The organism is Paraburkholderia sp. (genome assembly GCF_034668105.1).
Lineage (GTDB): Bacteria > Pseudomonadota > Gammaproteobacteria > Burkholderiales > Burkholderiaceae > Paraburkholderia.
In genome coordinates this window covers 14,253-34,323 of record NZ_JAXDPY010000179.1, presented here as the reverse complement: position 1 = coordinate 34,323, position 20,071 = coordinate 14,253, and the positions used below count along the sequence as shown (strand labels likewise).

The 20,071-nt window shown below is 62.8% G+C and carries 17 protein-coding genes; 6 read left to right on the top strand and 11 right to left on the bottom strand.

Annotated features, from left to right (window positions below; genetic code table 11):
• Nucleotides 1-55: 55 nt before the first annotated feature.
• Together QOC89_RS31845 and QOC89_RS08515 are read right to left on the bottom strand one after the other, a co-directional pair.
• Nucleotides 56-544, bottom strand: coding sequence for a DUF6531 domain-containing protein (locus QOC89_RS31845; RefSeq protein WP_416340377.1), 489 nt, complete (start codon nucleotides 542-544; stop codon nucleotides 56-58).
• A 485-nt stretch (nucleotides 545-1,029) separates the two neighbouring features.
• Complete coding sequence (locus QOC89_RS08515; RefSeq protein WP_323044619.1) at nucleotides 1,030-2,010, bottom strand: AraC family transcriptional regulator; 981 nt, start codon at nucleotides 2,008-2,010, stop codon at nucleotides 1,030-1,032.
• A 384-nt stretch (nucleotides 2,011-2,394) separates the two neighbouring features.
• On the opposite strand from QOC89_RS08515, the gene dalD reads away from it, so the two are divergent.
• The 3 genes from dalD to QOC89_RS08500 all read left to right on the top strand — a co-directional run bounded on the left by dalD (nucleotide 2,395) and on the right by QOC89_RS08500 (nucleotide 6,404).
• On the top strand, nucleotides 2,395-3,807 hold the full coding sequence (dalD, locus tag QOC89_RS08510) for a D-arabinitol 4-dehydrogenase (RefSeq protein WP_323044618.1): 1,413 nt from the start codon (nucleotides 2,395-2,397) through the stop codon (nucleotides 3,805-3,807).
• 90 nt (nucleotides 3,808-3,897) lie between these two features.
• Nucleotides 3,898-5,379: a xylulokinase gene (xylB, locus tag QOC89_RS08505; RefSeq protein WP_323044617.1), complete on the top strand. Its 1,482-nt coding sequence runs from the start codon at nucleotides 3,898-3,900 to the stop codon at nucleotides 5,377-5,379.
• Between the two features lie 77 nt (nucleotides 5,380-5,456).
• Complete coding sequence (locus QOC89_RS08500; protein ID WP_323044616.1) at nucleotides 5,457-6,404, top strand: sugar-binding transcriptional regulator; 948 nt, start codon at nucleotides 5,457-5,459, stop codon at nucleotides 6,402-6,404.
• Between the two features lie 155 nt (nucleotides 6,405-6,559).
• Here the strand turns inward: QOC89_RS08500 and QOC89_RS08495 are convergent, their stop codons facing one another.
• The 6 genes from QOC89_RS08495 to QOC89_RS08470 all read right to left on the bottom strand — a co-directional run bounded on the left by QOC89_RS08495 (nucleotide 6,560) and on the right by QOC89_RS08470 (nucleotide 12,663).
• On the bottom strand, nucleotides 6,560-7,669 hold the full coding sequence (locus QOC89_RS08495; RefSeq protein ID WP_323044615.1) for a sn-glycerol-3-phosphate ABC transporter ATP-binding protein UgpC: 1,110 nt from the start codon (nucleotides 7,667-7,669) through the stop codon (nucleotides 6,560-6,562).
• 90 nt (nucleotides 7,670-7,759) lie between these two features.
• A complete protein-coding gene (locus QOC89_RS08490) occupies nucleotides 7,760-8,473 on the bottom strand; it encodes an HAD family hydrolase (RefSeq protein WP_416340376.1) in 714 nt (237 codons plus the stop codon).
• Complete coding sequence (locus tag QOC89_RS08485; protein ID WP_323044620.1) at nucleotides 8,470-9,303, bottom strand: carbohydrate ABC transporter permease; 834 nt, start codon at nucleotides 9,301-9,303, stop codon at nucleotides 8,470-8,472. Before QOC89_RS08485 ends, QOC89_RS08490 begins: the two co-directional genes overlap by 4 nt.
• A 38-nt stretch (nucleotides 9,304-9,341) precedes the next feature.
• Entirely contained in the window at nucleotides 9,342-10,277 is a 936-nt protein-coding gene (locus QOC89_RS08480) for a sugar ABC transporter permease (protein WP_323044613.1), read from the bottom strand.
• A 183-nt stretch (nucleotides 10,278-10,460) separates the two neighbouring features.
• Complete coding sequence (locus tag QOC89_RS08475) at nucleotides 10,461-11,783, bottom strand: sugar ABC transporter substrate-binding protein (RefSeq protein WP_323044612.1); 1,323 nt, start codon at nucleotides 11,781-11,783, stop codon at nucleotides 10,461-10,463.
• A 97-nt stretch (nucleotides 11,784-11,880) separates the two neighbouring features.
• Entirely contained in the window at nucleotides 11,881-12,663 is a 783-nt protein-coding gene (locus tag QOC89_RS08470) for an L-iditol 2-dehydrogenase (protein ID WP_323044611.1), read from the bottom strand.
• A 479-nt stretch (nucleotides 12,664-13,142) separates the two neighbouring features.
• Between QOC89_RS08470 and QOC89_RS08465 the strand changes: the two genes are divergently transcribed.
• From QOC89_RS08465 to QOC89_RS08455, 3 genes are read left to right on the top strand one after another with little or no spacing between them, the layout of a single operon-like run.
• Complete coding sequence (locus QOC89_RS08465; RefSeq protein ID WP_323044610.1) at nucleotides 13,143-14,117, top strand: metal ABC transporter solute-binding protein; 975 nt, start codon at nucleotides 13,143-13,145, stop codon at nucleotides 14,115-14,117.
• Entirely contained in the window at nucleotides 14,114-15,115 is a 1,002-nt protein-coding gene (locus tag QOC89_RS08460; protein WP_323044609.1) for an ABC transporter ATP-binding protein, read from the top strand. Before QOC89_RS08465 ends, QOC89_RS08460 begins: the two co-directional genes overlap by 4 nt.
• Nucleotides 15,108-15,890 (top strand): metal ABC transporter permease, encoded by a 783-nt coding sequence (locus QOC89_RS08455; protein ID WP_179734094.1) that lies wholly within the window; start codon nucleotides 15,108-15,110, stop codon nucleotides 15,888-15,890. The genes QOC89_RS08460 and QOC89_RS08455 overlap by 8 nt, the downstream gene beginning before the upstream one ends.
• Nucleotides 15,891-15,966: 76 nt before the next feature.
• Here the strand turns inward: QOC89_RS08455 and fghA are convergent, their stop codons facing one another.
• The 3 genes from fghA to QOC89_RS08440 form a co-directional block, all read right to left on the bottom strand.
• A complete protein-coding gene (gene fghA / locus QOC89_RS08450; RefSeq protein ID WP_323044608.1) occupies nucleotides 15,967-16,815 on the bottom strand; it encodes an S-formylglutathione hydrolase in 849 nt (282 codons plus the stop codon).
• Between the two features lie 101 nt (nucleotides 16,816-16,916).
• On the bottom strand, nucleotides 16,917-18,023 hold the full coding sequence (locus QOC89_RS08445; protein WP_028197996.1) for an S-(hydroxymethyl)glutathione dehydrogenase/class III alcohol dehydrogenase: 1,107 nt from the start codon (nucleotides 18,021-18,023) through the stop codon (nucleotides 16,917-16,919).
• A 253-nt stretch (nucleotides 18,024-18,276) separates the two neighbouring features.
• On the bottom strand, nucleotides 18,277-19,806 hold the full coding sequence (locus QOC89_RS08440) for a xylulokinase (RefSeq protein WP_323044607.1): 1,530 nt from the start codon (nucleotides 19,804-19,806) through the stop codon (nucleotides 18,277-18,279).
• Nucleotides 19,807-20,071: the final 265 nt, after the last annotated feature.

The window sequence follows — 20,071 nt, the reverse complement described above, 5'->3', positions numbered from 1 at the left end:
GTCGTGTCGGCGCACTTGATCTGGCATCTTTCATGGACCTCGCGACAGCGTTTCGTTATGGGTTTTCCAGAAGCGCACTTGACGAAGCCTGAATCGGACTCGCCATTGTTCTGGAAGAGTTGAGCATATAGCACCGCGCGCTTTGACTGCCCGTGCCGCTCCGAGCGAGAGCGAGCCCACTGAAGCTGGATGTTTTCCACTGTCCATTAGTAAGCAGGAAAGTAAGCGGTTGGCCGTTTGCACGATAGGCGATGACTTGTGGCGGACTACCGCTTGATCCGGCCACATTGAGTTGCCGCTGCCAGTTATTCATCCATACTGGCCCCATGGCGGTAGCCGATTTGAGGAACGGCGAGGAGAGGTAGCTGCGAGTAAATGTCAGGGGCATTCCATCCCCGCTACGGAAGTCGTTTTCAGAGAGCGTCACTTTGCCATTCGCCGGATAGACCGGATCTGCAACGGGACAAGATTCGTCAGGGTCCGTGGGTGTGGCGCACCACTCGTCAATCGCCGCAATGTCGTTTCTACATCCGTAACTTCCCATGCCGCTTGGACTATTGCTTGCGACGTCCAATCGGCAGCTCGCTGTACCCGGCGTTGCACCGGATTTCGAGTAGAGCGTCCAGCAATCGTCGGCACGGGCGGCGGAAGCCACGAGCAGCAACGCGCACGCGGCCACCAAGCGGAACAGCTTGCCTCCAGGCCCGCAAGATGGGGCTTTTGTTCTCATACATCTCCCTTCTGTAATACGTCGTTAGAAATGCGTAATAATTCGACGTTGCATGAAGGAAGGCGGAAGCCAGAATAGGAACATTCTGAAAAGACCGACGTCGTGACAGTTCTTCACAAACCGGCTTAATTTAGAAGCATCGAAACAGGAAGGGACGCTGAGCGGGCACTCATCGACGGCCGTATCAAGAGGCATTCAAGGGAAAGAGGCGAGCGAGTCCCCGGCTGTCGCATGAACAGCACGAAAGGCACTGAAACTCAGATGAAGTAAAACGCTTCGACTTAAAGCGTTATGCAGGACTACGTCGACGAATACACAGAAGCAGCACCGCGTGGCAACCCCGTCGCAACCACAATCGCAGGCGCCTCATCGACACCCGCGTCGCCAGCAACCGCTCCCTCCGAAGCCTCCCGACTCGCCTCATTCATTTGCTGATACCGTCGAAACTTCGAAGGCGCCATCCCCTTCACCGCGAGGAACTGCCGATTGAAATTCGACAGATTATTAAACCCCGCCTTGAAGCAGATATCGGTCACACTCAACTCATCATCCGCAAGCAATTGGCACGCGAGATTAATCCGCATGCGATTCACATACTGCACAAACGGCAACCCTGTATGCCGACGAAAGTACCGCGAGAACGCACTAACACTCTGCCCGGCGAGCTGCGCCAGATCCGACTCACGCAGATCGTTAGACAGGTTCTTACCGATATACGACAGCGCATGATTAATCCGACTCGACGCAAACCCGCTCGGATCGACCTGATAAGCAGGACTCGCGAGCGTCTCACGATCCTCGGCGTTCACCAGGCTTTCCAGCATCGACATAAACAGCACAAGACGCCGCAATCCGCGCGCGGCCAGCAACTCAAGAAACAGCGGCTGAATCGCCGCACTCGTCTCCGCACCAAACAACACACCACGCCGCGAATCAGCAAGCAGCGCCTCCACCTGCCGCCACTCCGGAAAACTGCCCAGACAACTCGACACAAACTCCTGCCCAAACTGAAGCACCAGATTGCGCTGCGCGATCGTCTCACCTTCCGGCATATCGCTGACCCAGTTGTGCGGCAAATTCGGCCCCAGCAACACCAGATTGCCAGGCACAAAGCTGCTGATATGGTCGCCGACAAACATCTTGCCGGTCGTCGCCACGATCAGATGAATTTCGTATTCCGGGTGAAAGTGCCAGCGCACCGTGCGATACGGATAACCGTGCGACCACACTTTGAACGATTCGTCGCGTCGTACGGCGACGAGTTCGAGATCGGGTTGCATTCGCGTCTTCCTCCATGAAGCGGCGCGCTGCGGGTGCCGCTGATTTTCGTCTTATATAGCGAAACGTAGTCCTCAATCGCCTTATCCACCACTAAAAATGAAACCGCGAACCGCTACGTTTTTGCATTCGGGTTAGTCCTGGCGCGGCGAAAGTCAAATTTGACGCAATGCAATACGCACCGCGACATGCGCCCCATAACGCGCGGACGCCTCGCAGCGCCTGCCGAAAGTCCCGCCACGCCGCGCTGCGCCACGAAAAGCCACTGAGCTCGCCTTGACATTCGTTTCACTGGGTACGATCATTCGCTCACAGACAGAGCAAATGCTCCACCCAAGAAAACGCACGCTCCGAGCCGTGCGCTCAAAGACATTCAGGAGACGCACATGAACAGCGGACAAGGCAGCGGCACGGCCGCCCACGTGATCCTGCACATTGGCGCGGGATCGTTTCATCGCGCGCATCAGGCCTGGTATCTCCATCGTTTGAACGAGGCGAAAGTGGCGGGCGAGCCGCACTGGTCGCTGACCGTCGGCAATATCCGCAGCGACATGAACGCAGTGCTCGAAGCGCTCGCCGCGCAAAACGGCGTCTATACACTCGAGACCGTCACGCCGCAGGGCGAACGCGCATACGAGACGATTCGATCGATCGAGCGCGTGGTGCCATGGACCGAGAGTCTCGATATGCTGATCGAGGCCGGCGCCGATCCGGCCTGCAAGATCATCGCGTTCACGGTCACCGAAGGCGGCTATTACCTCGACGAACAGGACGAGCTCGACACGGCCAACGCCGATCTTGCTGCCGACTTGAGGGGCGGCCACACCACCATCTACGGCGCGCTCGCGGCGATTCTCGACGCGCGCATGAAGCGCGGCGCCGGTCCGGTCACGCTGCAGACCTGCGACAACCTGCGCAGCAACGGCGAGCGTTTTCATGCGGGCATGAGCGAGTTTCTCGAGCGACGCGGCGCGGACGATCTGGCGCAATGGTTCGACGACAACACCGAGTGCCCGAGTTCGATGGTCGATCGCATCACGCCGCGCCCCACGCCCGACGTGCGTGAACGGGTGAAAGCCGCCACCGGCGTCGACGATGCCTGTCCGGTGATGGGCGAAGCCTTCATCCAATGGGTGATCGAAGACCGCTTCATGGCGGGGCGCCCGGCGTGGGAAAAGGTCGGCGCGGAATTGGTCGATTCAGTGATGCCCTACGAGGAAGCGAAGATTCGCATTCTCAACGCGACGCACAGTTGCATCGCGTGGGCGGGCACGCTGGTGGGACTGAACTACATCCACGAAGGCACGCTCGATCCGGACATCAACAAATTTGCCTTCGATTACGTGACCGAAGACGTGATCCCCTGCCTCACGCCGAGCCCGCTCGATCTCGAACGCTATCGCGACGTGGTGCTCGAGCGCTTCGGCAATCCGTATATCCAGGACACCAATCAGCGCGTCGCGGCCGACGGCTTTTCGAAGCTGCCCGGCTTTATCGCGCCGACGCTCGCGGAATGCTTCGAACGCGGCGTCACACCCGCGGCGACGGCGATGTTGCCGGCGCTGTTCTTCCGCTTCCTGGAACGCTGGAACGCCGGCGCGCTGCCGTATGCGTATCAGGACGGCGTGATGGACGAGAAAGTCGCGCGCGGCTTCTTTGCCGCGCCCGATCCATTGCAGGCGTTCGCGGCTGACCGGCTGCTGTGGGGCAGTATGGCCGGCACGCCGCAGTTGGAATCGGCGTTGGCGGGCGCGTTAGCGCGTGTCGACGTGTGGCTGGCCAAACGCGGCGCGGTTTGATTCCAGCGCAGTGTCAGGCTTAACGCGCATGGCACTCGCCGCCATGTGCGGCTAAAGTAGCGCATCCCTAACGACGAAGGTTCCGCGCCCATGTATCTCGGCATCGACCTCGGCACGTCCGAAGTGAAAGTCCTGCTGCTCGCCTCCGATGGACGCGTGATCGGCACCGCGGGCTCACCCTTTACCGTTTCGCGTCCGCATCAGCGCTGGGCCGAACAGAATCCCGAAGATTGGTGGACAGGCACGCGCACCGCGCTGGCCGCGTTGCGCGCCAAATTTCCCGACGAGTTCGCGCAGATCCGCGGCATTGGCCTCTCGGGGCAAATGCACGGCGCCGTGCTGCTCGACGCGCAAGACCGCGTATTGCGGCCCGCGATCCTGTGGAACGACATGCGCAGCGACAAGGAGTGCGCGGAGCTGACCGAGCGCGCGCCGGAGCTGCACACCGTGGCCGGCAATCTCGCGATGCCCGGTTTCACCGCGCCGAAGCTGCTGTGGGTCGCGCGTCACGAGCCGGACATCTTCGCGCAGACGGCCTGCGTGTTGTTGCCGAAAGACTATCTGCGTCTGCAACTGACCGGCGGCAAGGTATCCGATCCATCGGATGCAGCAGGCACGCTCTGGCTCGACGTCGCCAAACGCGACTGGTCCGATTCGCTGCTCGCCGCCTGCAACATGACGCGTGCGCAGATGCCGAGCTTGTGCGAAGGCAGCGAACCGTCAGGCACGCTGCTCCCCGAAGTCGCTCGCGAATTCGGTTTGAGCGACGGCGTGATCGTCGCGGCCGGCGGCGGCGACAACGCCACGAGTGCGATCGGCATCGGCGCGACGCAACCGGGCGACGGCTTCGTCTCGCTCGGCACGTCCGGCGTGCTGTGCGTGGTCGGCGACAGTTTCCGGCCCAACCCCGCTTCCGCGGTGCACGCGTTCTGTCACGCGATTCCGGATCGCTGGCATCAGATGAGCGTGGTGCTGTCGGCGGCAAGCTGCTTGCGCTGGGTCTGCAAGCTCACCTCGACCGACGAGCCGACGCTGCTCGCCGAAATCGAGGCGCTCCCAGCGGACGCATTGAACACCGCGCCACTCTTTCTGCCCTATCTATCCGGTGAACGCACGCCGCACAACGACCCGTACGCGCAGGGCGTGTTCTTCGGCATGAATCACGCGACCGATCGTGCGTTGCTCGGCTACGCGGTACTCGAAGGCGTGACGCTCGCGCTCACCGACGGCCTCGACGCCTTGCGCGCGGCCGGCACCGAGGCGAAGGCGCTGTCGCTGCTCGGCGGTGGCGCCCGCAGCGATTACTGGGCACAGTTGCTCGCCGACGCGCTCAACACCGCCACCCGCAAGCACGGTGGCGGCGAGACCGGCGCGGCGCTCGGCGCCGCACGTCTGGGCTGGCTAGCTGCGGGCGGCGAACCGGCCAAGGTGCTGTCCAAGCCGCCAATCGAAAAGGAATTCACGCCGAATCCGCGACGCCACGCCGAACTGCGCAACCGGCTCGAAGCGTATCGCGCACTCTACCGCCACGTGCGGCCGCTGTTCGACCCCGCACGCCAGCCGCTCGCCTGACCGGCAAACCCCAGCCGGTCCCGTCGAGACGCGCGGACCGGCTGCTATCATCGGCGCACTTCAAGCAAACCGTCACCGTGCCCAAGTCCACAGAAAAATTAGACCTTGCTACCCGCGCCGCGTGGCTCTACTACGTCGCCGGCAATACCCAGAACGAGATCGCCGAGAAGCTGCAGGTGTCGCGCCCGGTCGCGCAGCGGCTGGTCGCCTTCGCGGTGGAAAAGAACCTGATTCGTGTGCGCGTCGATCACAAACTGGCCGATTGCCTCGCGCTCGCCGATCAACTCTCGAAGCGCTACGGCCTGAGCATGTGCGAAGTCGTACCGATCGACAGCGATACCTCGGAAGAAGTCGACCGCAAGCTGGCCGTGGCCGGCGCGCAGGTCATGGAACGCTATCTCAGCGAAGAAAAGCCGATGGTGGTCGCCGTGAGCAGCGGCCGTACGCTGAAGGCCGCGGTCGATCAGATCGCGCAGCTGGAGCGTCCGCAGCACCGGTTGGTATCGATGGTCGGGGCGATCGCCCAGGACGGCTCCTCGAACCGCTACGACGTCGCGCTGCACATTTCGGAAAAGACCGGTGGTAAGTATTTTCTGCTACCCGCGCCGTTACTCGCCGATAGCGAAACAGAGCGCGCGCAGTGGTGCAATCACCGGCTGTACCGGATCGTCGAATCCTTGTCGGCCAAAGCGGATGTCGCGTTCGTCGGTATCGGCAATATCGGGCCGAAATGTCCGCTGCACGAAGACGGCTTTATCACGTCAGGGGAAGTGAACGAGCTGATGCAGAACGGCGCGGTGGCCGAAATGCTCGGCCTGCCGATCGATTCGGCCGGCGCGCACGTCGAGTCGCCGACCGGCCGGCGCGTGACCAGCATCGCGCTCGACGCCCCGCCGCAGCGCCCCACGATCGGGTTTGCTGGCGGCGAGCGCAAGCACGAAGCACTGATCGCGGTGCTTAAAGGCGGCTGGTTGTCGGGTTTGGTAACTGACGAGTTGTGCGCGCGAGCGGCGCTCGAGGCTTGAGCGCGGCAGTGGCGCATAAAGACTAGGGTGATTGGCCAAGACCTGCGCCAGCAGTTGGCGGCACATTTTCTACGGCGCGGTGGCGTGCCACGCTTGAAGGGTCAAACGTGACTTGAACGGAAAGCGGCGCGGGTGCCGCTTTCCGCATTACATCCTTACGCAGCCAGCACCTCAACGATCTTGCGTTGGAATGCCTTTCCTTCGCTGTCGAACAAATGGCAGTGATCCGGCGTGGCGCCGAGCTTTTGCGTCTCGCCCTTGGCATGCCGCTCGAGCGGCGGAATCCGCGCGATCAGGCCATCCGGCGAAACGCTCGATTCCGCGTACAGATAGGCGGCGTCGCCGAGCGATTCAAGCGCCATGGTGCGTGCCGAGATGCCGTCTTCCGCCGAGCCTACGTGCAAATGCTCGGGGCGAATCCCGACCGTCACCTTGTCGCCCTGCTTCACAGCGCCCGGTTCCACCGCGACACGCTGGGTCTCGCCAGTTTCGTAGCGCACCGTGACGCCGTCGTGCGTGACCGACTGCACCACGCCTTCCATGAAATTCATTTTCGGCGAGCCGATAAAACCCGCGACGAAGCGATTGGCCGGCGCGTGATACAGCATGGTCGGGCTGCCGACCTGCTCCACGTTGCCCGCCGACAGCACCACGATCTTGTCGGCCAGCGTCATGGCTTCGACCTGATCGTGCGTCACGTAGATCATGGTGGTCTTGAGCTCGTCGTGCAGACGCGCGAATTCGAGGCGCATCTTCACCCGCAGCGCGGCGTCGAGATTCGATAGCGGTTCGTCGAACAGGAACACCTTCGGCTTGCGCGTAATCGCACGGCCGATCGCCACGCGCTGGCGCTGGCCGCCCGACAGTTGCTTCGGCTTGCGATCGAGCAGATGGTCGATGTGCAGGATCTTCGCCGCGTTGCGCACGGCGGCGTCGATCTCCGGCTTCTTGGTGCCGGCGAGTTTCAGGCCGAACGCCATGTTGTCGTACAGCGTCATGTGCGGATACAGCGCGTACGACTGGAACACCATCGCGATGCCGCGCTTGGCGGGCGGCACGTCGTTCACGCGCGTGCCGTCGATGGTCAGGTCGCCGCCGCTGATATCTTCGAGGCCGGCGATCATCCGCATCAGCGTCGACTTACCGCAACCGCTCGGGCCCACGAACACGACGAATTCGCCGTCCAGGATGTCGAGGTTGATGTCGCGCATCACTTCGTTGTCGTCGTAGGCTTTTTTGATGTTACGCAGAGTTACGCTTGCCATGATGTGTCTCCGTGTATTGCTGTGTGTTGCTGTGTATTGCTATCCAGTACTTCAGCTGTGTCGGTTGCTTGAAGTCTTTGAACTGCACGCTTACGGCGCCGCTGCCGTCGCGCTCAGCGTCCATTGCGCGACCAGTTCCGGCAACTGCAACATGTCGTCGAATACATGACGCGCGCCCGCTGCATGTAACGCGTCGATCTGCGCGTCACTCGCATGACCGCCGCCGATGAACCCCAGCACCGTCATGCCCGCCGCGGTCGCGGCCGTCACGCCGGTCACGCTGTCTTCCACCACGAGGCACGCGGACGGCGCGAGGCCGAAGGCTTGCGCCGCGGCAAGATAGACATCGGGTGCGGGCTTCGGATTCGGCACCGCATCGGCACAAAACAACCGGTCGCCGAAAAACTTCACGAGGCCCGTGCGCGCCAGCACCGTCTCCACATACGGCCGGAAACTGTTGCTCGCGCATGCTTTGGTAAGCGGCACCTGCGCGAGCGCGGTCTCGATGCCTTCCACCGTAGGCGCCTGCATCGCCGCCGCTTCCACCGCACGACGAATCGCGTCGATATCCTCGGCACTCAGGCGCTTGCCAAGTTGCGCCGCCGTGCCTTGCAGGACCTTTTCGATGCGCAGGCCGAGCAAAGGCAGCACCACCGGTTCGACATCGGCATCGGGCCAGCGCGCTTCGAGTTCGTGCACCAGCATGCGCGCCGCCACGGCCTCGCTGTCGATCAGCACGCCGTCGCAATCGCAGATCAGCGCAAAATTTCCGACGCTCGCGCCTGCCATCGTGCCTGCCGTCATTTGACCGCCCCGAACGTAAGGCCGCGCACCAGTTGCTTCTGCGACAGCCAGCCGACGATCAGAATCGGCGCCACCGCGAGCAGCGAGGCCGCGGAGAGCTTGGCCCAGAACAGGCCTTCAGGACTCGAATACGACGCGATGAACACGGTCAGCGGCGCGGCGTTCGAACTCGACAGATTGATACTCCAGAACGCTTCGTTCCACGACAGGATCACCAGCAGCAACGCAGTGGAGGCGAGCCCCGGCAGCGACATCGGCATCAGCAGATAGACGATTTCCTGCCACGTCACCGCGCCGTCGATCCGGCCTGCTTCGAGAATGTCGCGCGGAATTTCTGCGAAGTAAGTGAACGACATCCATACCGCAATCGGCAGGTTGATCAGCGTGTAGACGATCACCAGACCCGACACCGTATCGAGCAGGCCACTGTTTTTCCACAGCAGGTAGATCGGCACCAGCACGCCGACCGACGGCATCATCTTGGTCGACAGCATCCACAGCAGCACTTTCTGCGTGCGGCGCGTCGGAAAGAAGGCCATCGCGTAGGCGGCCGGCACGGCAAGAATCAGGCACAACACCGTGACGCCCACCGAGATCAGAATCGAATTCCACGCAAACGAAAAGTAGTTGCTGCGGGCGAACACCTCGCGGAAGCTGTCGAGCGTCGGAACGAAGAACAGCGACGACGAATAGGCCTGCTGCTCCGTCTTGAACGCGGTGATCGTCATCCAGAAGATCGGGAAGAACAGCAGCAGCGCGACCAGCCACGCAACCAGGCCAGGAATGCCGCGACGGATCGCGGCGAATGGCGACTTCGCCGGCACAGTCATGGGCGTCGTGGCCGACGCCGGGGTAGAGGCAACGTGGCTCATTTTTCGTACTCCCCTTTCAGGTTCTTCGCGAGCATCCGCACAAGGAAGAACGACACGATATTGGCCAGCACGACAGCGAGAATGCCGCCCGCCGAAGCGAGACCGACGTCGAACTGTTGCAGACCCAGCGAATAGATCAGGTACGACAGATTGGTGGTGGCGGTGCCCGGACCGCCGCCCGTGGTCGTATAAATTTCGGCGAAGATCGACAGCAGGAAAATCGTCTCCATCATCACCACCACGGCGATCGCCCGTTTCAGGTGAGGCAGCGTGATGTAGAAGAACATCGAGAACGGACCCGCACCGTCGATGCGCGCCGCCTCCTTCTGTTCCTGATCGAGCGACTGGATCGCGGTGAACAGAATCAGGAACGCGAACGGCAGCCACTGCCACGCGACGATCATGATCACCGCGGTGAGCGGATACTCGGCGAACCAGTCGATCGGCTGCATGCCCATCGCACGCATGCCCTGTGCGATCAGGCCATACACCGGATGCAGGATCATGTTCTTCCAGATCAGCGCGCTCACGGTCGGCATCACGAAGAACGGGGCGATGGCAAGTAGCCGCGCAATGCCCTGACCGTAAAACTTGCGGTCGAACAGAATCGCCATCAGCACGCCGCCGACCACCGTTATCACCAGCACGGAGAGGATCAGTTCGAGCGTGTGTCCGATCGACGGGCCAAACGATGGATCGGTGGCGAGATATTTGTAGTTGTCGAAACCGGCGAAGCCTTTCAGATCCGGATTCAGCAGGTTGTAGCGCGAAAACGAAAACCAGATCGTCATCGCCAGCGGAATCGCCATCCACAGCACGAGTACCGCGACCGAGGGCGAGACTAGCCAGCGGGCGGAATTGGCTTTGCGGACTTCGCGTTCTTTTTCTGTCTGGGGATGGGCATGCATGAGAGGTAGGCGCAGAGGACGCATGATTGACCACCTGTTCGGTAATGCGCGGGCTGTCCGGCCTGAATGCCGGGGCCGTGCCCGCCGTCGCCACATCATGCGATGTCGCGAGGCAGGCGCGGCGGGGACGGCCCGCTGTGCTGCGTGAGCCGGCTGACGGGCGTCAGCCGGCGCGTTTCACGTTACGTTCCAGTGCTGCAGTGCTGCTTACTTCTGGTAACCCGCCTGCTTCACCGCGCGGTCCGCGGTGGCGTTGCCGGCTGCCAGCGCCTGATCGACCGTCATCTGCCCGGCAATCGCGCCGGAGATGCTCTGACCGACCACCGTGCCGAACGACTGGAACTCAGGAATCCCGACGAACTGCACACCGGTGTACGGCACCGGCTTGAGCGTCGGATGGTCCGGATCCGCCGTTTCGATCGCCTTCAGCACGAAGTCGCCGAACGGTGCGGCCTGCTTGTACTCAGGACGCGCGTACGTGGACTGGCGCGTTCCCGGCGGCACCGAGGCCCAGCCTTCATCCTTCGCGACCAGTTCGATGTACTGCTTCGACGTGGCCCACGCGATGAATTTCTTGGCCGAGTCCGCCTGCTTCGACGACTTCGGAATCGCCAGCGCCCAAGCCCACAACCAGTGCGAACCCTTCGGCGTGACGGCAATCGGTGCCGCGGCGAAACCGACCTTGTCGGCGATCTGCGACTGCTGCTTGTTATAGAGCATGCCGGCCGCCACCGTCGCGTCGATCCACATCGCGCACTTGCCCGACGACATCAGCGTGAGGTTCTCGTTGAAACCGTTCGAGCTGGCTCCCGGAGGACCATCTTTCTTCAGCAGGTCGACGTAGAAGGTCATCGCCTTCTTCCATTCCGGCGACGTGAGCTGGGCCTGCCACTTCTCGTCGAACCAGCGACCGCCGAAGGTATTCACCACCGTCGTGCCATACGCCATGTTTTCGCCCCAGCCCGCTTTGCCGCGCAGGCAGATGCCGTACATGCCGTTGGCTTTGTCGGTGAGCTTGTCGGCGAACTGCGCGATCTGATCGTAGGTAGGCTGATCCGGCATCTTCAGGCCCTTCGCCGCGAACAGATCTTTGCGGTAATACGTCATCGAGCTTTCGACGTAGAAAGGCAACGCATACAACTGGCCGCCGCTCGAGAGGCCGTCGCGGGCCGTCTTCACGACGTCGTTGAGATCGTAGTCAGCGGGCAGATTGGTGATCGGCGTGAGCCAGCCACGCTTGCCCCACTGCGGCGTTTCATAGGCGCCGATCGTCATCACGTCGAACTGGCCGCTGCCGGTGGTGATGTCGGTGGTCGCGCGTTGACGCAGCACGTTTTCTTCGAGAATCACCCAGTTGAGCTTGATGTCCGGATTCGCCTGCTCGAAAGCGGGCGAGAGCTTCTTCAGCTCGATCATGTCCGGGTTGTTCAACGTGGCGATGGTCACCGTGGCCGCCTGAGCCTGCAGCGCGAAGCACGCAACTGCGCCGGCACTGACCGCCTTGAGTGCGGATTTGAGGGCTGGTTTCATGTGTTGTCTCCTTTCTCGTACGTTATGTGGTGCTGCGTTTGTTCTACGAAAATGACGATGGGTAACACGGGTACGGCTCATCCACGCGGTGAGCCGCTCAGCTCATCCAGTTCCCGCCGTCCACGTTCAGGGTTTGCGCGGTGATGTAGTCGGCATCCGCCGACGCGAGAAACAGGGCGGCGCCGGTCAGATCGTCCGGCACACCCATGCGGCCAAGCGGCACCGCTTCACCCACCAGGCGTTTCTTCTCGCCGAGCGGACGGTTTTCATAACGGGCGAAGAGCGCGTCGACCTCGTTCCACATCGGCGTATCGACGACACCCGGCGCGATGCCGTTCACGTTGATCTTGTGCGGCGCGAGCGCGAGCGCGGCGGATTGCGTATAGCTAAGTACGGCGGCTTTGGTTGCGCAGTAGTGCGACACCAGCGCCTCGCCGCGCCGGCCGGCTTGCGACGACATATTGATGATCTTGCCGCCGTGGCCCTGCTCGACCATTTGGCGGGCGACGGCTTGCATCAGGAAGAACATGCCCTTCACATTGACCGCGAAGAGGCGGTCGAACACGTCCCATGATTCATCGAGGATCGGACGCATATCGAAGAGCGCCGCGTTATTGAACAGAATGTCGACCTGGCCGAAGCGCTCCAGCGTGCTGGCAAGAATACGTTCGATATCCTCGCGGCGCGTCACGTCGGCGCTGACGGTCAGCACACGCTCGCCGTAAGCGGCAAGCAACGAAGCGCCGAAACTGTCCGCCGGCTTCACATCGACCAGCACGCAGCGCGCGCCTTCGTCCAGATAGCGCCGAGCCACGGCTTCACCGATTCCGCTTGCAGCGCCCGTCAGAATGGCCACCTTGTCTTGCAATCGTGCCGCCACCGCTTGTCTCCGGTTCGTTTCGCATCTTGACGCGCAGTGAGCGAACGCTCATTGCGCGAACAATTGCTCTGTTTGTGATCGAATGATCGGATACGGACCGGGTCATGTCAAGGCGCTCGGCCAGATTTCGATGGTGCAGCGCGTCAGGACCCGGGCGCAGCGGCGGCGCCCTCGGGTCAACACTAATACGAGAAAGCGAACAGGGCCACGCGGCTTTCCGTACGCGCTGCTGACAAGAATTCAAGATACGTTATATCATTTCGGCCTTGCTTAGCTTTGAAGCCTTGCCCGTTCGTCAGCAGATCCACTGATGGCTACATCGATTGCAGAACACCGTGCTGTAAGGCTCGCGCATACGGAAGTGCGTGCGCGCCCTGCATGGCCCGGCCGGTGCGTCGGATGAAGCCATGCATGAGCGCAATAGGCGCACCACTCCCAGGATTCGTAGTTCATTCAACTTTCACGCAGCAGGAAAAACGATGAAGAAATTCGGCCCGATGTTGAACGGGGCGCACCGTGCGCTGAAGCTGTCGAAGGCCATGGCGATGGGCGCGGCTGCCGCCGCTGCTGTCACGCTCAGCCAGGGTGCATTCGCCGCGGATGCGAAAATCCCGGTGGTGGCGGCGGAAAACTTTTACGGCGACGTCGTGCAGCAACTGGGCGGCGAGCGCGTCGACGTGACGAGCATTCTCAGCAATCCGGACCAGGATCCGCATCTGTTCGAAGCCAGCCCGAAGACGGCGCGCGCGCTCCAGCACGCGAGCCTTGTGGTCTACAACGGCGCCGACTACGATCCGTGGATGGCAAAACTGCTGGCCGCCTCAAAGGGTGCGCAGCGCACCACGATCGTCGCGGCGGACCTGGTCGGCAAGAAAGGCGGCGATAATCCGCACCTCTGGTACGACCCGGCGACCATGCCGAAAGTGGCGCGCGCGGTGAGCGAGGCGCTCGTCGCGGCTGACCCGGCGCACAAGTCGGCGTACGATGCGAACCTCGCGAAGTTTCTAGATTCGCTGAAACCGATCGACGCCAAAGTCGCCGATCTGCATGGCCGCTACGCCGGCGTGCCGGTGACGGCAACCGAGCCGGTGTTCGGCTATATGTCGGACGCGGTGGGCCTGACGATGCGTAATCTGCGCTTCCAGCTCGCTACCATGAACGACACTGAAGCAAGCGCGGCCGATATCGCCGCGTTCGAACGCGATCTGCGCGAAAAGCGCGTGCGCGTTCTGATCTATAACAGCCAGGCAACCGAGGCCCTGACCCAACGCATGTTGAAGCTCGCGCAGCAATCGAAGGTGCCGACCATGAGCGTCACCGAAACCGAACCGGCCGGTAAGACCTATCAGACGTGGATGCTGACGCAGCTCGACGCGCTGGGCAAGGCGCTGGCTGCGGGCAACGCGAGCGGAGCGAATGCAGCGGCCACCTCCGCCAAAGGAAAGTCCCAATGAACGAAACTGGCCCCGGCACGCCAGCTCATGCACCGATCAGTGCACACACCGGCGCACCCACCAGCGCGCCGGCCCGCGTACGCGCCAATGCGCCCGTGCTCGAACTCGAGCACGTGACGCTCGAACTCGGCGGCCGCACGATTTTGCGCGACACCGGCTTCGTGGTGAACCAGGGTGAATTCATCGGCGTGCTCGGCCCGAACGGCGCGGGCAAAACCACGCTGATGCGCGCGGTGCTCGGCCTCGTGCCGGCGGCGAGCGGCGCGATCCGCGTGCTGGGGCAGCCTGTCGAGCGTGGCAATGCGTCGATCGGCTATATGCCGCAGACGCGCAGTGCGCTAGCCGGGCGCCGCGTGCGTGGCCGCGATTTCGTCGCCATGGCAGCGGACGGCCACCGCTGGGGCCTGCCCCAGGCGGACAGCAAGACCCGCGCGGATGTCGAACGGGTGCTCGATCTGGTGGGCGGCCGCCAGTTGGCCGAGCGGCCGTTATCGGAACTGTCCGGCGGTGAACGTCAGCGGCTGCTGCTCGCGCAATGCCTGCTCGGCAATCCCAAGCTGCTGCTTCTCGATGAGCCGTTGATCAGTCTCGATCCGCATCATCAGAAGAGCGTGGTTGAACTGGTGCGGCGCGTGCAGCAGGAGCTCGACATTGCCGTACTGTTCTCGGCGCATGAACTGAATCCGCTTCTGCACGCGCTCGATCGCGTGCTGTATCTCGGCAGCGGCGTCGCCGCGCTCGGCACCGTCGATGAAGTGATTACGCGGCCGGTGCTGTCGCGTCTGTATGGCTCGCCGATCGATGTGATGCGCGTGAACGGCCGCATCTTCGTGATGTCGGGCGACGTCGAAGTCGAAAAACACGATCACGAGCACGAACACGACGAGAAGGGCGGCCACGGCCACGCCCACTCGCACGGGCATTCGCACGACCACGGTGGCGCACACGGCCACTCACACCAGCACGACTCACGCGACGGACACACGCACGATGTTTGAATACGATTTCATGGTGAACGCGTTCGCGGCGTCGGGGATCGTCGCGGTGCTGGCGGGGATAGTGGGATATTTTCTGGTGATGCGTGGCCAGACCTTCGCGGGCCACGCGCTCTCGCATGTCGGTTTCACCGGGGCGACCGGTGCGGTCCTGATCGGCATCTCGCCGATCTGGGGGATGATCGGCTTCACGCTGGCGGCCGGCGTCGGCATGGGCGCGCTCGGCGAGCGGCTCGCCGGACGCGACGTGGCGATCGGCGTGATCCTGTCGCTGTCGCTCGGCTTCGGCTTGCTGTTCCTGCACTTCTTCACCGCGTATGCGACCCAGGTCACCGCGCTGCTGTTCGGCAACGTGCTCGGCGTGAATGCGTCGACGCTCGGCGTGCTGGCGGCGTTGGGCGTTGTCAGTTTGCTGGCGCTGGCGGCGATCATGCGGCCGCTGCTGTTTGCTTCGTTGCAACCGGAATTGGCCGAAGCCAAAGGCGTGTCGTTGCGGCTGGTGTCGGTGCTGTTTCTGTCGATTGCCGCACTGGCGGTGGCGGCGTGCACGCAGATTGTCGGCGTGTTGCTGGTGTTCACGCTGATGGTCGGGCCGGCGGCGGCTGCGCAGAACATGACGACGCGGCTTTCCACCGGGCTCGTGCTCGCCGCCGTGTTTGCACTGGTGCAGGCGTGGCTGGGCTTGACGCTGGCGTTCTATACGGATTGGCCGACGAGCTTCTGGATCACCGTGCTGTCGGCTGTGGTGTATGGCGGGAGTTTGTTGCGGCGGCGTTGAAACGGGCGCGGCCAAACTCAGCGGTAACGGCGGCATACCTGCATGCCGCCGCTGCCAGAGTCAGGCTTGCTCTACTTCAAAGCAACACCTTCGCGTGATGCGCGATGTGGTCTTCAATGAACGTCGAGATGAAGTAATACCCGTGGTCGTAGCCTTCATGACGACGCAAGGTCAACGGCTGTCCTGTGGCCTTGCAAGCGGCTTCGAACACATCGGGATTCAACTGCTCGGCGAGGAACTGATCCGCCAGTCCCTGATCGATCAGAATCCCTGCCGCGAATTTGCGCGATGCGTGAGCGACCAGCTCGCTCGAGTCATACTGCTTCCACGCTTCACGGTCTTCGCCGAGATACCCGCTGAACGCCTTCACACCCCACGGGCACTGCGAAGGTGCGGCGATCGGCGCGAACGCCGACACCGAACGATAAATCTCCGGGTTACGCAGCGCCAGCATCAACGCGCCATGTCCCCCCATCGAATGCCCGAAGATGCCCAGACGCGCACCATCCACCGGCAGATTCGCGAGCACCGTTTCGCGTAGTTCATCGCGCACATACGAGTACATCCGATAGTGCTTCGCCCACGGCTGCTGCGTTGCGTCGACGTAAAAGCCCGCGCCGACGCCGAAGTCCCACGCCGCGCTTTCACCCGGCACGCCCGCACCGCGCGGACTGGTGTCCGGCGCGATCAGCGCGATGCCGTGTTGCGCGGCGAAGCGTTGCGCGCCCCCTTTGATCGGAAAGGTTTCTTCCGTGCAGGTCAGACCGGCGAGATAAAACAGCGCGGGCACGTTTGCATTGGCCTGCAAGGCCTGCGGCGGCAGATAGACCGAGAAACGCATCGGCAGACCAATGGTCTGCGAGTCGTGCCGGTAGATCCGCTGCTCGCCGCCATGGCAGGCATGCGACGACAAGAGTTCAAGCATCCACATGCTCCTTTCTGTGCTGGGTCGGTTCCGTATCAATGCTGCATGGGCGCGGCATTGATGCGGCGCTGGTGCCGCGTTGGTGCCGCGTTGGTGCCGCGTTAGTACAGCACGACCGAGCGGATCGACTCGCCCTTCTTCATCAGATCGAAGCCTTCGTTGATACGTTCGAGCGGCAAGCGGTGCGTGATCAGATCGTCGATATTGATCTTGCCTTCCATGTACCAGTCGACGATCTTCGGCACGTCCGTGCGGCCACGTGCGCCGCCGAACGCCGAACCTTTCCACTCGCGGCCCGTCACCAGCTGGAACGGACGCGTGCTGATTTCCTCGCCCGCCGCCGCCACGCCGATGATGAACGACTGGCCCCAGCCCTTGTGCGTACACTCCAGCGCCTGACGCATCACCTTGGTGTTGCCGATGCATTCGAACGAGTAGTCCGCGCCGCCATCGGTGAGTTGCACGATGTGATCGACCACGTTCTCGACTTCGTTCGGGTTGATGAAGTGCGTCATGCCGAACTTCTTCGCCAGTTCGACGCGGCCTGGATTCAGATCGACGCCGATGATCTTGTCCGCGCCGACCATCTTCGCGCCCTGAATCACGTTCAGGCCGATCCCGCCGAGACCGAACACCACCACGTTCGCACCCGCTTCGACCTTCGCCGAATACACGACAGCGCCGACGCCCGTCGTCACACCGCAGCCGATGTAGCAGATCTTGTCGAACGGCGCGTCTTCACGGACTTTCGCGACCGCGATCTCCGGCACGACGATGTAGTTCGAAAACGTGGACGTGCCCATGTAGTGAAACAGCGGCTTGCCGTCCAGCGAGAAGCGCGATGTGGCGTCGGGCATCAGGCCTTTGCCTTGCGTCGAGCGAATCGCCTGGCAGAGATTGGTTTTGCGCGACAGACAGAATTTGCACTGACGACATTCCGGCGTGTACAGAGGAATGACGTGGTCGCCCTTCTTCAACGTGCCGACGCCCGGACCGACGTCGACGATCACGCCCGCGCCCTCATGCCCGAGAATCGCCGGGAAGATGCCTTCAGGATCCGCGCCCGACAGCGTGTAGTAGTCGGTATGGCAGATGCCGGTCGCTTTCACTTCGATCAGCACTTCACCGGCGCGCGGACCTTCGAGGTCCACTTCTTCGATCGTCAACGGGGCGCCTGCTTTCCATGCGATTGCTGCTTTGGTTTTCATCGTGAATGCTCCTATGAGTCTGTGAATGCGTGGCGCGTCGCGCTGCGATATTGCGCGGCGCGCCGTTGACGGGGTCGACCAATGCGGTCCGCTTGCTGCCATTCGGACACGGCGCCTGATTCGCGGGCCGGGCAGCGGATCAACTCTGCCGCTGCTGCATGGCCCAAGGCGCCGACGCACGATGTAGCGCGCGAAAACCGCCATGGTATTGCAAAGTGCGCCGCGGCATTGTCCCTACGTACCATCGGCTCGCCTACGGATGCGCAGCCGCGCCGAACCATGTTTCGACGCGGCCATACAAATCGAGAAAGCGTGCATAACGTTCGGCGAGCGCCGCATCCCCTCGCGGCCCGGCAACGCGCGTCGTACCCGGCGCGAGCGCGGCGAGATCGCTCGCATGCCAATGTCCGCTCGCCAGGCCGCCGAGAATTGCAGCACCGCGTGGCGCCGCGTTCGGACAATCGACCGCGTGGAGCTCAACGTTCAGCGCATCGGCGAGCAATTGCCGCCAGCGCGCATCGACTGAACCGCCGCCCGCAAGTTTCAATGACGTCACCGTCGCGCCGCTCGTGCGGATCGCGTCGAGCCCGGCACGCAGCGAGAACGCGACGCCCTCGAACGCGGCGCGCATCATCGTGCCGCGCGTGTGATCGAGCGCGAGGCCGAGCCAGCCGCCACGCGCGGCCGGGTTCAACCAGGGGGTGCGCTCGCCGGTGAGGTAGGGCAGGAAGGTGAGCTCGGTTGCGGCGCCGAGCGCGCTGCCCGGATGACTGCCTGTGGCAGCGCCGGACACATGGCCAATCGCACCGCTGGACACACCACCCAACGCGCTGGCCGATACGTCAGCCGCCACATCGCCGAACGCATCACGATAAGCGTCCGCCCATTCATACGACAACCAACCGCGCACGCGTTCAAGCGCGACGCCGACGTTTTGCATCGCCGCCATCCGATACCAGTGATCGCTCGCCGCTCGATAACGATGCAGACCCCTGATCGCTTGCGGCGCCTGTTCGGCGAGCACGACGATTTGTCCGCCGGTGCCCGTGGTGAGCAACGCATCGCCATCGCGCGCGAGACCGCTGCCGAGTGCCGCGCAGGGCGTATCCGCAGCGCCGGTCGCGAGCACGATGCCGGCGCGCAGACCGAGTTCCTGCGCGGCTTTCCGCGACAAAATGCCGCCCGCCGCATAGGACGGCGCGAGCGGTGCAAACCATTCATACGGCAATTCGAGCCGCTCGAGCAGCGCTCGATCCCACACACCGGCGGGATCGGCAAGCGCGGTCGCGCAGGCGTCGGAAGGATCGGTTGCGATCGCGCCGCCCAGCGCGACACGCAGCCAATCTTTGGGTTGCAGCGCCCAACGCGTCTTGTGCGAGGACTGCGGTTCGTTCTGCACGATCCAGCGCAGCAAAGGGCCGGCCATGCCGGGCGCAACGGGATTCGGCTGCGGCTCGGGCCACTGTTCGAGCACGGCCAATGCGCGCGTGTCGGGCCACAGCATGGCGGGGCGCACGGCTTCACCGGCGGCGTCGATCAGCACGACACCGTGCATCTGTCCAGAGAAGCCGATGGCCTGTACGTCGCCGCGCAAACCGGCAGGTAAGCGCGCCGCCGCTTCGCATAGTGCGCGCCACCAGGTTTGCACCGACGTTTCCGCCCAGCCCGGATGCGGCGTTTCGAGCGCATAGGCGACACTTGCCGCGGCCAGCTCGCGGCCGTTTTCATCGATGATTGCTGCTTTGAGAGAGCCGGTCCCGAGGTCGATGCCAAGAAAACTCATGGGCGATAGAACGTCAATTTGAGGCTGGGGATAATCACGCAAAAGGTGCCCGGAACGGGCGTGCTTTCCGTCACCGCCGCGTCGCTTCGGAAGCCCGCCCGAATGCACACTGAAAACCCGCAATCGCGGGTTAACCCCGCCGCGCCGCGAGTTGCATCAAAACAGCACTATGCGTCGAGCGAGATACACCTCATTGATTCTCACACATATCTCGATAAGGCGGGCACGCCCCGGCTCATCGCCCGCAGCGCCGCTGCGCGGGACA

Coding starts and splice junctions, on each gene's coding strand:
- xylB (WP_323044617.1), top strand. CDS start 3,898: ATGTATCTCGGCATCGACCTCGGCACGTCCGAAGTGAAAGTCCTGCTG.
- QOC89_RS08480 (WP_323044613.1), bottom strand. CDS start 10,277: ATGCGTCCTCTGCGCCTACCTCTCATGCATGCCCATCCCCAGACAGAA.
- QOC89_RS08475 (WP_323044612.1), bottom strand. CDS start 11,783: ATGAAACCAGCCCTCAAATCCGCACTCAAGGCGGTCAGTGCCGGCGCA.
- QOC89_RS08445 (WP_028197996.1), bottom strand. CDS start 18,023: ATGAAAACCAAAGCAGCAATCGCATGGAAAGCAGGCGCCCCGTTGACG.
- QOC89_RS31845 (WP_416340377.1), bottom strand. CDS start 544: ATGGGAAGTTACGGATGTAGAAACGACATTGCGGCGATTGACGAGTGG.
- dalD (WP_323044618.1), top strand. CDS start 2,395: ATGAACAGCGGACAAGGCAGCGGCACGGCCGCCCACGTGATCCTGCAC.
- QOC89_RS08455 (WP_179734094.1), top strand. CDS start 15,108: ATGTTTGAATACGATTTCATGGTGAACGCGTTCGCGGCGTCGGGGATC.
- QOC89_RS08440 (WP_323044607.1), bottom strand. CDS start 19,806: ATGAGTTTTCTTGGCATCGACCTCGGGACCGGCTCTCTCAAAGCAGCA.
- QOC89_RS08495 (WP_323044615.1), bottom strand. CDS start 7,669: ATGGCAAGCGTAACTCTGCGTAACATCAAAAAAGCCTACGACGACAAC.
- QOC89_RS08490 (WP_416340376.1), bottom strand. CDS start 8,473: ATGACGGCAGGCACGATGGCAGGCGCGAGCGTCGGAAATTTTGCGCTG.
- QOC89_RS08465 (WP_323044610.1), top strand. CDS start 13,143: ATGAAGAAATTCGGCCCGATGTTGAACGGGGCGCACCGTGCGCTGAAG.
- QOC89_RS08485 (WP_323044620.1), bottom strand. CDS start 9,303: ATGACTGTGCCGGCGAAGTCGCCATTCGCCGCGATCCGTCGCGGCATT.
- QOC89_RS08515 (WP_323044619.1), bottom strand. CDS start 2,010: ATGCAACCCGATCTCGAACTCGTCGCCGTACGACGCGACGAATCGTTC.
- fghA (WP_323044608.1), bottom strand. CDS start 16,815: ATGCTTGAACTCTTGTCGTCGCATGCCTGCCATGGCGGCGAGCAGCGG.
- QOC89_RS08460 (WP_323044609.1), top strand. CDS start 14,114: ATGAACGAAACTGGCCCCGGCACGCCAGCTCATGCACCGATCAGTGCA.